The organism is Pseudoalteromonas sp. S3178, assembly GCF_005886985.1.
Classification (GTDB): domain Bacteria; phylum Pseudomonadota; class Gammaproteobacteria; order Enterobacterales; family Alteromonadaceae; genus Pseudoalteromonas; species Pseudoalteromonas carrageenovora.
This window is the reverse complement of record NZ_PNCW01000066.1, coordinates 1-13032: the sequence shown is the minus strand read 5'-3', so window position 1 is coordinate 13032 and position 13032 is coordinate 1. Positions and strand designations below refer to the sequence as shown.

13 protein-coding genes and 1 riboswitch are annotated in these 13032 nt (G+C 39.1%); of the genes, 6 read left to right on the top strand and 7 right to left on the bottom strand.

All coding sequences use genetic code 11. The annotated features are described in order from the left end of the window. Positions 1–87 precede the first annotated feature (87 nt). Positions 88–1032: a ribosome biogenesis GTPase YlqF gene (gene ylqF / locus CWC11_RS17015; RefSeq protein WP_058548793.1), complete on the bottom strand. Its 945-nt coding sequence runs from the start codon at positions 1030–1032 to the stop codon at positions 88–90. A gap of 91 nt (positions 1033–1123) precedes the next feature. Here ylqF and CWC11_RS17010 point away from each other — a divergent pair, with 91 nt between their 5' ends. Continuing rightward, on the top strand, positions 1124–1660 hold the full coding sequence (locus CWC11_RS17010) for a YaeQ family protein (protein ID WP_138683634.1): 537 nt from the start codon (positions 1124–1126) through the stop codon (positions 1658–1660). Positions 1661–1681: 21 nt separating this feature from the next. Further along, positions 1682–2287: a PGAP1-like alpha/beta domain-containing protein gene (locus CWC11_RS17005; RefSeq protein ID WP_138683633.1), complete on the top strand. Its 606-nt coding sequence runs from the start codon at positions 1682–1684 to the stop codon at positions 2285–2287. Here CWC11_RS17005 and CWC11_RS17000 read toward each other — a convergent pair. Then, entirely contained in the window at positions 2284–2493 is a 210-nt protein-coding gene (locus CWC11_RS17000) for a hypothetical protein (protein ID WP_138683632.1), read from the bottom strand. The two genes, CWC11_RS17005 and CWC11_RS17000, sit on opposite strands and share 4 nt — an antisense overlap. 333 nt (positions 2494–2826) lie before the next feature. On the opposite strand from CWC11_RS17000, the gene CWC11_RS16995 reads away from it, so the two are divergent. Then, positions 2827–3300 (top strand): Dps family protein, encoded by a 474-nt coding sequence (locus CWC11_RS16995; protein ID WP_138683631.1) that lies wholly within the window; start codon positions 2827–2829, stop codon positions 3298–3300. Between the two features lie 282 nt (positions 3301–3582). On the opposite strand, the gene CWC11_RS16990 is transcribed toward CWC11_RS16995, so the two are convergent. Next, positions 3583–6525, bottom strand: coding sequence for a TonB-dependent receptor domain-containing protein (locus CWC11_RS16990; RefSeq protein WP_138683630.1), 2943 nt, complete (start codon positions 6523–6525; stop codon positions 3583–3585). Positions 6526–6764: 239 nt separating this feature from the next. Here CWC11_RS16990 and CWC11_RS16985 point away from each other — a divergent pair, with 239 nt between their 5' ends. Beyond that, positions 6765–7526, top strand: coding sequence for a response regulator transcription factor (locus CWC11_RS16985; protein ID WP_138683629.1), 762 nt, complete (start codon positions 6765–6767; stop codon positions 7524–7526). Positions 7527–7545: 19 nt separating this feature from the next. Here the strand turns inward: CWC11_RS16985 and CWC11_RS16980 are convergent, their stop codons facing one another. The 4 genes from CWC11_RS16980 to CWC11_RS16965 form a co-directional block, all read right to left on the bottom strand. Next, positions 7546–7947, bottom strand: coding sequence for a Rossmann-fold NAD(P)-binding domain-containing protein (locus tag CWC11_RS16980; RefSeq protein WP_138683628.1), 402 nt, complete (start codon positions 7945–7947; stop codon positions 7546–7548). 60 nt (positions 7948–8007) lie between these two features. Further along, complete coding sequence (locus CWC11_RS16975; RefSeq protein WP_138683627.1) at positions 8008–10083, bottom strand: S9 family peptidase; 2076 nt, start codon at positions 10081–10083, stop codon at positions 8008–8010. A gap of 147 nt (positions 10084–10230) precedes the next feature. Further along, positions 10231–10800, bottom strand: a complete 570-nt coding sequence (locus CWC11_RS16970) for a chitin-binding protein (RefSeq protein ID WP_138683626.1) — start codon at positions 10798–10800, stop codon at positions 10231–10233. 95 nt (positions 10801–10895) lie between these two features. Beyond that, a riboswitch (cyclic di-GMP riboswitch) is annotated at positions 10896–10987 on the bottom strand. A gap of 90 nt (positions 10988–11077) precedes the next feature. Further along, entirely contained in the window at positions 11078–11734 is a 657-nt protein-coding gene (locus tag CWC11_RS16965) for a cytochrome b/b6 domain-containing protein (protein WP_138683625.1), read from the bottom strand. Between the two features lie 107 nt (positions 11735–11841). On the opposite strand from CWC11_RS16965, the gene CWC11_RS16960 reads away from it, so the two are divergent. Together CWC11_RS16960 and CWC11_RS16955 are read left to right on the top strand one after the other, a co-directional pair. Further along, positions 11842–12543: an AzlC family ABC transporter permease gene (locus tag CWC11_RS16960; protein WP_138683624.1), complete on the top strand. Its 702-nt coding sequence runs from the start codon at positions 11842–11844 to the stop codon at positions 12541–12543. Beyond that, entirely contained in the window at positions 12543–12842 is a 300-nt protein-coding gene (locus CWC11_RS16955; protein ID WP_058548804.1) for an AzlD domain-containing protein, read from the top strand. The genes CWC11_RS16960 and CWC11_RS16955 overlap by 1 nt, the downstream gene beginning before the upstream one ends. The last annotated feature ends 190 nt before the right edge of the window (positions 12843–13032 follow it).

The window sequence follows — 13032 nt, the reverse complement described above, 5'->3', positions numbered from 1 at the left end:
GACGGTAGATATGAAACTAAAAAAGCCCTTTCGGGCTTTTTTTATGTCTGTAATTTAGCGAGTCGCATACTCACATAAATTAATCCATTAACGGCGGTTTTTTCTGGCGCGTGCACGGCGCTGTTTTTTCTCTTCTTCTTTGGCTGCCTTTTTAGCTTCTGCAGCAGCGCGCAATCCTGCGACCATAATTTCTTCCTCTTCACGCATGGCAGGGGTTTCCATGGTGATGCGACCAATAATGCCGTCACGAAGTTCGTTTATTAGTATTTCAGACATTTTATACGTGTCTATTTGATTACCACCTCGGATACAGCCGCGCTTTTTACCGGCCATTTCTACAAATTCCCAGTCACTTTCTGGCAGTTCGGCAATTTTATAGCGAGCTTTTAAAAGCTCTGGGTATGCACGTAGTAAATACTCAGCGGTGTAACTTGCTACTTCTTCGTATTCCAGTGCGGTGTCACGTATTGCACCAGTTGCACCTAAACGATAACCTGAGTTTTCGTTCTCTACTTTAGGCCAAAGCATTCCTGGTGTGTCGTAAAGCATAATGCCATCTTCAAGCTTAATGCGTTGCTGCGCTTTAGTAACTGCAGGCTCATTACCTGTTTTTGCCACTATACGCCCAGCTAATACATTTATTAATGTAGATTTACCGACGTTTGGAATACCCATTATCATGGCTTTAATTTGCTTATCGGCACCTACTTTATGTGGCACTAATTTTTTACAAAGCTCGTTAATACGGTGTACTTCAGCGGCCTTATCATGCCCAAAAGCAATGGCTTTGACGCCACTTTCTTGCTCAAAGTAATCTTTCCACGCTTGGGTCATTTTTGGATCGGCTAAATCAGCCTTATTTAATATTTTGATGACCGGTTTGCCTTCGCGCAAAGTTGTCACCATTGGATTTTCGCTACTATAAGGAATGCGTGCATCTAGCACTTCAATGATCACATCCATTTGTGGCATTATTTCTTTAATTTCATTTCGGGCTTTATTCATGTGCCCAGGGAACCACTGGATAGCCATTTTTAACTCCTAACGTATAATTTGACGCTATTTTAACTGGCAATTCATTTAATTGCGCTATACTGGCGCAAATTTTTTCAGATTAGACATTATGGCTCTTAAATCTACCATTATTAAAGCGCAGTTATCGCTAAGCGATATGGATCGTTACGTGTACCAAGATTTTAATTTAACATTAGCGCAGCACCCATCAGAAACGGATCAACGCTTGATGATTCGCTTACTCGCTTTTGCGCTAAATAGTTGCGATGGTTTAGAATTTACTAAGGGATTAAGTGCTGATGATGAACCAGAGCTTTGGCATGTAAACTACAGTGAAGAAATAGAGCTATGGATTGAGTTGGGGCTACCTGATGAAAAACGCCTTAAAAAAGCCTGCAATAAATCTAAAAAAGTGGTGCTTTATACTTACGGCGAAAATAATCAAACAATTTGGTGGCAAAAGCATCAGCCTAAGTTATATGAATTTAAAAACTTAAGTATTTTTAGCCTCGATTATGCAGCTACTCAAGCATTAGCCGATTTAGTTGATCGAAATATAAAACTCACTATTACCGTACAAGATGGTGAAGTATGGGTAAGCACCGATACAACTAATATTGAAATTAAGCCGCAGCAGTTAATGTAATAACAATAAATTAGAGGGCCTATGAAAGTTAAACACGTTATTGTTTTGCATGGTTTGTATATGTCTGGTTTTGTTATGCGCCCTCTTTGCTCGCGCCTTGAAGAATCAGGGATGACTGTACTCAATATTACCTACAATACGCTTGACCCAAATCGCGATACTATTTTTGCTCAAATTGATGAATGTATAGCTAACGAACCTGCCGCGCTTGTATGTCACTCTATGGGTGGATTAATTGCACGCGCTTATTTAGAAGCAAGTTCAGCAGCTAGCCACTATGTATCTAAAGTTATTACCTTAGGTACCCCGCACAAAGGTAGTCATATTGCGCAAAAAATGAAGCAAAAAGGATTTGAATCATTTTTAAAAAATAGCGTGGAATTTTTATTAACTAAAAATGGTAATTGGCCCTTTAAAGCCAAACTTTATAGTATTGCCGGCGACTTACCTATTGGGCTAATGCCATTAATCGTTAAAGGCAGCCAATCAGATGGCACCGTATTACTCGATGAGACTAAACTAAAAGGTATGGCTGAACATAAAGTGTTTCATTTAAGCCATACCAGTATGATTTATTCACGCCAAGTGCTCGATTATATTTTAAAATGTTTAAGTGAGAATGATTAGTCCTCTGCATTGGCTGCTATTTTATAACTAATTAAAAATACGATACCTAAAATTAGCGGTATTGGGGCTGCAATATAGCCAAACGTAGCTGAGTTTGCCAAACTTGCTCCTGCTAAATGCGCTATTACCCCCAGTAAAAATGCAACCACTGCGATACCGACCACAATTAACTCTGCCTTATTTTGTTTTACTGTTTTTGCGTCCATATTGTCTCTCCTAATTGTTTCAACGACCTAATTATGCGCCAATAAAGAGAGTGATTTTTGACCTAAATCAATAAATAAAAAGCGCGAGATACTACCTTGAATAAAGTTTGTTTTAGATCATAATTTACGCAGATTTTATATTTATTTACTTTCAAAAGGTAGTATTTAACTTAACCAGACCCATATCTAATAGTAGAGTAAACCTAATTACGGCATAGAATTTTGATAGATTAAAACTATCAACTCAATAAATTTAAACAATTTTACTACATAGTTAAATTCCGTAATACTTATCACTAGTTAACAAACAAACCGTTATTCAAGGAGCAAGTTATGTCACATGTAAATGCCATTGGTTTAAACAGCGAAAAAAGTGAAGACATTATAAAATCTCTCAATACTTTATTGAGCAGCTACCAAATTCAGTACATGAATGCACGTGGCTTTCACTGGAATATTAAGGGCCGTAATTTTTTTGAATTACACATTAAGTTTGAAGAAATTTATAACTTACTACTAGAAAAAGTAGATGAGATTGCAGAGCGTATTTTAACGCTAGATGGAGCACCACTACACGCATTTTCTGACTATCTAGAAGTAAGTCAAATTAAAGAAGCCAAAAACATTAGTGATGGCACTGCAGCGGTAGAAAACCTATTAGCGGGTTACAGCACACTAATAAAAATGCAGCGCGATGTATTAAACCAAGCTGGTGATGCTGACGATGAAGGTACTGCGTCATTAATGAGTGACTATATTTCTGAGCAAGAAAAACTTGTATGGATGCTCAAGGCTTACTTAGATTAGATTTAAGCAAAAAAAAGCCCTCAATAATGAGGGCACAAATAGGGATAAATCGTTAAATAACTAAGCGATTCGGTTACTATATTAGCCACCTCCCAGTACTAAACAACGCCACTGTTACCAGTGGCGTTGTTTTTGGTTTAAGTGGGCAAAAACCCTTTATTTTGGGACAAACAAAATATAAGCATTTGCTTTACTTGTTTTTTGCAATAAAAAAGCCCCAGTAGTTGCTGGGGCTTTGCGAACGTAATTAATTAAACAATGCTATTAAAGTCGCTCTATTGGTTAGAACTTGCTTCTAAAGCCTATGTAAAATGACTGGCCAATTGGGTCATATGTGCCTGCATCGGTTTCAGTACCAGTGCTTGAGCCACTTACGCCAGATAAAATACGCGGCGGCTCTTTATCAAATAAGTTATTAGCGCCTGCGTATAACTCCATTGAATCGTTTATATGATAGCTAGCTTGTACATCATGATACGTTACTGAGCCTATTCCTATACCACCTGGAGCTATACCAAAACCACTTAAAAATTGATCATCAAAGTCAGCAGCACCAATGTAAGTTAGGCTCCAGTTAAAATCAAAATCATTAAGTTTATAACCAAAGTTCCAGTTAGCTTTGTGCTCTGATGCACCAATTTCACCTGCAAATTCATCTTTGTCTGCCCCCGGAAGTGGAATGCTGTAACCATCTATTAAGTAGGTATATGCAAGGCGGGTTCTAAACGCGCCAGGACCAATGTCTGTAGCGTATGTTAATGTTAAATCAACACCTTCAGTTCCTAAACCACCACTATTAGATACACCGCTGTCGATAAACTCAAGTGAACCAGCGCTATTGTTACCTGAAGGACCACTACGACGAGTTATAAAATCACAAAAGCTTGTATCGCCACCACCGTAACATTGATCAAGTATAAATTGACGAGGTGTTGATACAATTGCATCTGTAATTTCAATATCAAAGTAATCAAGTGTTATATCAAGGCCTGAAATTAACTCTTCTGGTGTAAATACCACACCAACAGTAACAGAGTCACCCACTTCTTCTTTTAAGTCTTGATTACCACGGTTAAAGCCACTAATGCCTTGTAAGTCGGATTGATTAAGTGCAAATTCACCATTTGTTGCTATGTTAGCTGCAACGCCAACATCTGTACGACAGGCGTCACCTAAAGCACCGCCGCCACTATTGGTAACACCTAAACATGGATCATTTAAACCACTAGGGAAAGTTTGCGAAGGTGGAGAAAATAGCTCATCAATATTTGGGGCACGTGTAGAACGAGCTCGCGTAGCTCGTACACGTAAACTATCCATTACTTTCCAATCAACACCTACGTTCCAACTTTCTGTGTTACCTACGGTTGAGTAGTCAGATAAACGCACGGCTGCATTCATCGTTACAGAATCAAGTACTGGAATATTTGCCTCAACATAGTACTCAGTTACATCAAATGAACCCTCAGTTGCTGGAATCGCATTACCCGCATTTAAACCTGCTTGCTGTAGCGCATCAAATTCGCTGCGAGAAAATTCTTCACGGTATTCAAAACCAGCAGCAATACCGACTACACCAGCTGGTAATTCAAATAAATCACCAGAAATATTACCACCAATGATTTCTTGCTCGACCGATGTTGCAAGCGAGCTAGGCGCACTTACAAAATCAATCGCACCTTGTGATAACGAATTAAAGCCATAAATATCTACTGGCGCACAATTAAATCCACGTGCTGTTGCATCAATACAAATAGCCTCATTAGTAATACCATCACCATCTAAATCTTGGCTATCAATAACGGCTTCTAAGCCTTGACGGAAGCTTTGTACATTAACTAGACCACCAGAAACTTGTTGCTCTTTTGTTTTACCGTATACGTAGTAAGTATCGTAAAACCATCCGTCCGCTATTTCCCCCTGGAAACCAAGCGCTAAACGAAAAGTATCACGCTCAGCTCGCGCGCCACGGTTACCAATATCACTCAAACGTTTTGCAAAAAAGATATCACGTAAACCATCACCATCGGTGTCAGTTGCTGCGTTATAAATATCATCTGGTACAAAGGCGTTACGCAGTATTTCACCGTTTACATTAAATTCAATAGGTACTTGACCATTTGCATAAATATCATCAGAAGCGAATGGGAATGGCTCTAACTCAGACACTGTTGTTGTTGCCGCGTAAGTACCTTCATAGAAAAAACTATGTTTGTCGTTTAACTCATAGCTACCATTTGATGCAAATAAGTAGCGCTCGGTAGGTATTGCAATTGTTCGTACACCACTACGGTTGAAGCCATTTGCGTCTACTCCATCACCGCCATTGGTGCTAAAGCTGTCTTGTAGGTTATTATTAGCATCGTAAGTGAATGTATCATCACCAGCGCTAAAACGACCCTGAGGAGGGAATGAAGATAAAAACGGGCTTACTGCATCAAATATAGAACCAGGATTTGCTACTGGGTCATCTTCAAAATAGATACCTGAAAATTGGTCTACAGCAGAGCGCTCACGGTCACGTGAAAACACAGCTCCCTGATCAGAATAGCCTAAATGAAACATAGCTTGGCCTTTGCCGTCACTACTTGTTAAGCCTGAGGTAAAAGAGAATTGACGAGATTCATCATCGCCTTCACTCGACTCGCCATACTGCCCTTCGAACTCTATCCCTTCAAAATCATCTTTAAGTACAAAGTTAACCACACCTGCCACCGCATCAGAACCGTAAACCGATGATGCACCACCCGTCATAATTTCAACACGTTCAATAAATTGACTCGGGATGGTGTTTAAATCTACCGCAGAGCTACCAGGAACACCTGATACATAACGACGACCGTTAACCAAAACAAGTGTACGGTTAGAGCCTAAGTTACGTAAATCGACCGTTGCAACCCCTGCGCTTGCAGTATTAAAGTTAGAGTTAGTTCGACTTATAGCTGGAGTACCAAATGCAGGGTTTTCCAATAGTAAGTCTTGAATATTTAAAGAACCAGAGGCATCAATAGCCTCACCGCTTAAAACCTGAATAGGTGCAGATGACATAGCCTCTGCTGAGCGAATGCGTGAGCCTGTTACTTGTACACGCTCTATTTTTTCTATTTCTTCATCTTCCGCTGCAAAGCCTTGAAACGAAAAGCCAGCCAGTATTGCGCCACTTAGAGCAACGGTTAGTGACGATTTTTTGAATGACCGAGCACCTGTATTGTTTATTTTTTTCATATTAATTCCCCTGAATTGTTATTTTTGTAACTAGTTGGTTACAAGAATTGCAACATTAAGGGGAATAAATATAAGACTCTATAAGGTTTATTCAGTCGGCTTTTTATTTGGTGTAAAGGGCAGGTTTGGTGGGGTAAAAGACTTATTGTTTTATTTTTATTAATTAAAAATAACTTTTGGTCACATATTTTCTCAAATACACGGTCTTTATTATTATAGACAGCAGGAGATATACAATAATGATTGCTTCGTTTCACGCATTAACTCACATTAGCACATCAAAATTTGCAACATTTTTAACTCAGCATGTGCAAGCGCATAGGCATTTTAATTCTCAACTTCACATACCTGATAAGCGTTTAGATCAAATAGATACTTTACAACATAATGTGCTATTTTATGAGCTAACTAACCTCTCTGATCCGACTCAAATAGTTCATTTAACTGAGCTTGCTAAAAAATTAAAGTTAGTGATTATTGCTCAGTCAAGACATTTTGCAAATTTTGCTTTTGAAGTGGGAGCCGTGGACTTTTTAACCACCGATGTAACCACCTCAAGAATAGAAAAGTGCTTCGAAAAACTTATTCACCTTTGCCCAATCGCCAGTGCTGCTGAGCAAAAATACCAACAAAATATTGATGAAGAACATACTAAATTACCATCGTCACATATTGTCGTAAAAGATGTAGGTAAAGTACGCTTAATAGATATTAAAGACATTGTTTGGGTTAATGGTGCCGGAAATTACGTAGAGCTTCATTTTATTGAAGGGAGTGCGCCAGTTTTACATCGCGAAACTATGAAAAACATTGAACAACAATTAGAGCCAGAAGGGTTTATACGCATACACCGCTCTACGCTCGTAAGAAGGCACGCTATTACAGAGCTAATGCCAACTGATAGTGGCGATTACAAAGTAAAACTCAAAAACGATACTTACTTGAATTTATCAAGAAGGTATAAAGGTTGTTTAGAAAGTATAATAAGCCCCATGGTTTAGAGGCTTAATAATAGTGAAATTACAGCCAATATGTTTTTATATACTCATCATCTGGATGTTGATGTAGGTAACTTTCAGAATTTTTATAAAAGTTTACTTCTACATCGCTGTTATGCCAGACCTTTTCAAACATATTTTTAGCAATAATGTTGGCATATAAATAATCAACTCGCTGGTAGCCGCGCTCTTTTACGCTAGAAAAATAAGTTTCTAACGAATCCATGCTATCCACTGTTAGTAGCTCAAACTCTTCTAAGTTAACTACAACAAACTTTATAGACCCTTTAGGATGCGTACTTAACTCCTGAACAACCCCATTAGTTAATGAGGTTACTCCTTCATTATTAAAGCTTCCCACCAGCTTTAAATACATGGTGGGTAGCTGAGTACAAATATTAAACTCTCCATGCGCTCCAAACATAAATAACCTTTTATATATCAGTGCTTCATTAAAGCTTAATACAAATTTTTAATTTTGCAGCTAATTTATAAGCGCAATAAAAAAGGCCATCTCAAGCGCTTTTTCTTCAAGGCTTTTAAATCGCCCTGAAGCACCACCATGCCCTGCATCCATGTCAGTTTTAAACACCAATATATTACTATCAGTTTTTAGCTCGCGCATTTTTGCTACCCATTTCATTGGCTCCCAATACTGTACTTGTGAGTCATGAAGGCCTGTCGTTATTAGCATATGCGGATAGTTTTGCTCGCTAATATTATCGTACGGTGAGTAATCTTCAATTACATTATAAAATGCAGGATCGTTAGGGTTACCCCACTCGTCATACTCGTTGGTGGTAAGTGGAATACTCTCATCAAGCATTGTGGTAAGCACATCTAAAAATGGAACATGACAACCAATACCGCAGTATAGCTCTGGAGCTTGGTTTACAACGGCTCCCATTAATAAGCCACCAGCACTACCGCCCGATGCAAATATTTTATTTTTATCGCCATAACCTTGCGCTACTAATGCCTTAGTTACATCAATAAAGTCATTGAAGCTATTTTGCTTGTGCTCTTTTTTACCTTGCTCATACCATTGGCGCCCCAACATTTCAGAGCCTCTAACATGGGTAATTACGTATACAAACCCACGATCGAGCAAGCTTAGTGATGTACTCGAAAAACTTGGATCAATTGTATAACCATACGCGCCATAGCCGTATTGAAACAAAGGATTTGTTCCATCTTTTTTAAAGCTGTCTTTTTTATACACTATTGATACAGGTACTTTAATACCGTCGCGTGCTGTTACCATTAATCGTTCAGATTCATAGTCATCGGCGTTAAAGCTACCTAGCACTTTTTGCTGTTTGAGTAATGTTTTAGCGCCAGTTGTTAAATCAACATCATATAAAGAACCTGGCGTTGTTAGGCTCGAATAATAAATACGCGCGCTTTTAGACTCAGGCTCTGGGTTCATCGCTACTGCGGCATAATAACAAGGGTCATCAAACTCTAATGTCATACGCTCATTATGCTTATTCACAACTACGAAACGCGCCTGCCCCTGCTCTCGCTCGCTCAGTACTAAAAAGTCGTTAAATAATTCAACGCCCTCTAACAATACATTTTCGCGATGCGCAGTATGTTCTTGCCAAAGCGCTTTATCTTCAATAGTTTGGCTAGTCGCAGTCATTAATCTAAAGTTTTGAGCTTGCCAGTTAGTCACTATGTAAAAAGTATCGCCAAGTTTGTCTACATCAAACTCGTGACCCTCTTCGCGGGGCATTAATGCTTTAAACTCACCTTTTGGGTTATCTGCATCAAGTACCCATGTATCGTTTGTTTCTGTACTCGCTAAATCAATAATAATTAAGCTTTCATCGCGGCTTTTGCCAAGACCTATAAAAAAGCTACTGTCGAGCTCTTCGTAAACCATCACATCTTGACTTTGCTTGGTACCCAGTTCGTGTCTAAACACCTGAAAACCTAATAGCGTTTGCAGGTCTTTTTTTACATAAAAAACAGTTTTATTATCATTTGCCCAAACAATTTGCCCTTCGGTATTTTCAAGTACGTCATCAAGCATTTCATCTGTTAAAAGACTCTTAAAACGTACGGTGTAAATACGACGCCCTTCAGTATCTTCAGAATACGCCATCAGCTGCTCGCATGGGCTAAGGGCAACTTCACCTAATTCAAAAAACTCATAACCCGTAGCAAGCTCATTTACGTCTAATAGTAGACTTTTATTGTCTGTGCTCATGCTAGTACTTCGGTAATGGCGAGAGTATTCATCATCGCCACGTACTTCTGAGTGATACCAGTAAGTACCATCTTTTACAGGCACCGTATTGTCATCTTTTACAATGCGCCCTTTTAGCTCTTCAAAAATAGCCTCTTGCAGTGGCTTCATTGGCGCCAGTTGTGCACCGCAATAAGTGTTTTCTGCTTTTAGGTGCGCTAATACATCTTCGTTTTGACGCTCATCATCACGCATCCAATAATAATTATCGACTCGCGCTTTATTGTGAGTAGTTAATGTATAAGCTTGCTTTTTAGCAACAGGGAAATCAGGCAATAAACTTAAAGAATAATCAGGACGAGGCACAAAATAACCAATATAAAAAATAACAATGTGGTCAGTTTATCATAAAAATAAAAAAGCCCACCCAATACTTAGGTGAGCTAAAACGGTACACGCTTCATCACTAAAACCGTTATACCTTTGGGAAGATAGTCTCTTTAATACACTTACTTAACTAGGTACTTTTTGCCAAGCCATAGCCCAGCTTTTGCCTACACCAGGTTCAAACATAGGTTTTTCATCATCGCTTGCACGGCAAAACTCATTAAATGGCCATGGCTTGCATTGATAAACATGCCCTGTTTTAGGTTGTAGTACCTTTGTACCAGCGCTGTAGTTATTAATATTTTCTGGGTATATATAATCGTATTGCTGGCTGCACTTTTCAGGGCTTTCATGGCACTTAGCAATACAATGAAAATTAACTTCAGCTTTGCAAATACCACTTGTTTCTAAAGCAAATATTTTATTATGCCGATACGCCACAACCAACCCTTGTTCGGTCATTCGTCCTGCACTTACTAAAGGCACATGCACGTTTATATACTCGGCGACTAAACGTGGCCAAGCATGGGGTTCACCTTCTTCAAGAGAGGTAATTTTATAATCAAACGATAAATCAACGAGCACTCCTTGCATGTCATAAAAAGTTACACTCACCACATCACCAATAAATAATTGGGTATGATGATTTAAGCAACCTATTGCTGACCATGTTCCGCAGGCCAGCGACATATGCATAAACACAGCAACACCTTAGAGTCACAAAATTTTATCCATGGTATATGGATACACAATAAATACATTGAGGGCAAGAGATGCACGATAATACACAGTGCAGCAGCCCCGCTATCGTAGTTTTAACAAGTAAAACCTTAGACCGGAAACTTTGCGTCCTAACCTTTAGGTTAGTTTGCCAACAATTCGGCGATTATAATTAGCAACCGCACAACAATCAAACAAAAGAATGTAACCGATGGGAAAAGCCAACCCTTAAAGATTGGTTTTAGTGTATTTATTAGCTAAATAAATAATTTAACGGCTCTTTGGCCCAGCTAAATGCTAGCACCGCTAATAGTCCTAAAAAGATCACCCACGCAGGCCAAGATGATTTAGTAAGCTTTGCTTGTACATTTTCATTACTAAGCTCTTTTGTGCCTGTAATCATTGCTTTTACAAGTGGCTTGCCTTTAAATTTATACACAATAAGAGCCAGCACATGCAAACCGATAGCATATAATAAAATGTCAAAATTAAGGTGGTGTAGCCAATTAGCAAAATCTACGGTATCGCTCGATACATACTCAACTAATGGACCGTCTGTTAAAATGCCATCACTGCTCATTAGCCCTGTTAAAAGCTGAGTACTAATAAGTATAAAAAACAAAATGACCATATAACTGCCCTGCGCGGAGTGCCCTGGTGCATCTGTAGGTGTTTTAAATGCGCTAATTACCGACTTTGGTGAATGTATTAGCGCACTAATTTTAGCTGTTTTACTGCCAAACACTCCCCAAATAAAGCGCGTAACAATAAGTGCAAGCGTAAAAAAGCCCATTACAAAATGCAGCTCGATCATGCCCTCTTCGGCACTAAAATATAACGCAGCAATACTAATTACTAATAACCAATGAAAGCTTCTAATAAAGCTATCCCAAACCTGTACTTTTGACATTGCGCCCACCCTAAATAAAACAGTACTATTTAATATGTTATCTACTTTAACATCATCATATTAAGGTATCCTTATGAGTCATTCTACAAGTCATATGAGTAAAAACCATGCAAGGAACTAAAAAAGCTATTTTAAAGGGCTTTTTAGATATGCTGCCGCTTTGTTTGGCGGTTATTCCGTGGGGTATTTTGTGTGGTTCTTTAGCTATTCAAAATGGCTTTAGCGCTTTAGAAACCCAAGCTATGTCACTTTTAGTTTTTGCAGGCTCTGCGCAATTAGTCGCTATAGAGCTTATGGCGGGTAATACCCCGCTGCTCACTATTTTATTTACTACGTTTATTATCAGCTCTCGTCATTTTTTGTATGGCCTCGCTGTTCGTCATAAAGTCATTGATAAACCCATGCGCTGGCGCTTACCGGTCAGCTTTGTATTAACCGATGAGCTATTTGCTTTTTCGCATCATTGCAAAGCATATAGAACAAAAATAAGATTAATATACGCACTTAGTGCCGGGTTTAGCTTTTATATAGCTTGGAACTTGTGGACACTCATTGGTATTGTGGCGGGCTCTATGCTGCCTGACTTAACCAATCTAGGGCTAGACTTTGCAATTGCAGCTACGTTTATAGCGTTAGTTATTCCGGGGGTTAAAAACTTAGCCACCTTAGTCACAGTTATAGTCGCGGGTACAAGCGCAACTCTATTAAAAAGCACAGGGTTTGAGCTGTGGTTAGTATGCTCGGCTTTACTTGCTATGTGCGCAGGCTACTTCACATCAAGAATAACCACAAAGAAGGACGCGCACTAATGATGATCACAATATTACTTATGGCGTGTATTACTTTTTTTACGCGTTACTTATTTTTGCACCGCGCCTTACCATTTAAGGTGGGCCCCAAGATGCAGCAATTTTTAAGCTTTAGTGCCCCAGCCGTACTGACTGCTATTTGGGTCCCTATTGTATTTTTAAATGAAGAGGGTATTAACCTTAATTGGCAAAACCCATATTTAAGCGCGGCTATTGTGGCCGTTATTGTGGCTTACAAAACACATAATATTTATTACACCACCCTTGCAGGAATGGGTCTTTTTTTAATACTTAATTAGGGCGTGTTGATCTTTGATGGTTGAATTTGCAGCAGTATGTTTGGTTTTTAGGCAAGGCGGAGCCTATGAAGTGTGGTTACTCCCCATAAATAGGCGATAACGCAGCATAAATGCCAAACATGCGCTGCCCTTCGGGTTCTGCCTAGGGGCGATAAACTCTTTGTTGCTCGGTTTTTACTTAGCCCACTAG

What these genes read in the sequence shown, in the direction of transcription:
- ylqF (WP_058548793.1), bottom strand. Translation starts at nt 1,032, where the DNA reads ATGGCTATCCAGTGGTTCCCTGGGCACATGAATAAAGCCCGAAATGAA.
- CWC11_RS17010 (WP_138683634.1), top strand. Translation starts at nt 1,124, where the DNA reads ATGGCTCTTAAATCTACCATTATTAAAGCGCAGTTATCGCTAAGCGAT.
- CWC11_RS17005 (WP_138683633.1), top strand. Translation starts at nt 1,682, where the DNA reads ATGAAAGTTAAACACGTTATTGTTTTGCATGGTTTGTATATGTCTGGT.
- CWC11_RS17000 (WP_138683632.1), bottom strand. Translation starts at nt 2,493, where the DNA reads ATGGACGCAAAAACAGTAAAACAAAATAAGGCAGAGTTAATTGTGGTC.
- CWC11_RS16995 (WP_138683631.1), top strand. Translation starts at nt 2,827, where the DNA reads ATGTCACATGTAAATGCCATTGGTTTAAACAGCGAAAAAAGTGAAGAC.
- CWC11_RS16990 (WP_138683630.1), bottom strand. Translation starts at nt 6,525, where the DNA reads ATGAAAAAAATAAACAATACAGGTGCTCGGTCATTCAAAAAATCGTCA.
- CWC11_RS16985 (WP_138683629.1), top strand. Translation starts at nt 6,765, where the DNA reads ATGATTGCTTCGTTTCACGCATTAACTCACATTAGCACATCAAAATTT.
- CWC11_RS16980 (WP_138683628.1), bottom strand. Translation starts at nt 7,947, where the DNA reads ATGTTTGGAGCGCATGGAGAGTTTAATATTTGTACTCAGCTACCCACC.
- CWC11_RS16970 (WP_138683626.1), bottom strand. Translation starts at nt 10,800, where the DNA reads ATGCATATGTCGCTGGCCTGCGGAACATGGTCAGCAATAGGTTGCTTA.
- CWC11_RS16965 (WP_138683625.1), bottom strand. Translation starts at nt 11,734, where the DNA reads ATGTCAAAAGTACAGGTTTGGGATAGCTTTATTAGAAGCTTTCATTGG.
- CWC11_RS16960 (WP_138683624.1), top strand. Translation starts at nt 11,842, where the DNA reads ATGCAAGGAACTAAAAAAGCTATTTTAAAGGGCTTTTTAGATATGCTG.
- CWC11_RS16955 (WP_058548804.1), top strand. Translation starts at nt 12,543, where the DNA reads ATGATGATCACAATATTACTTATGGCGTGTATTACTTTTTTTACGCGT.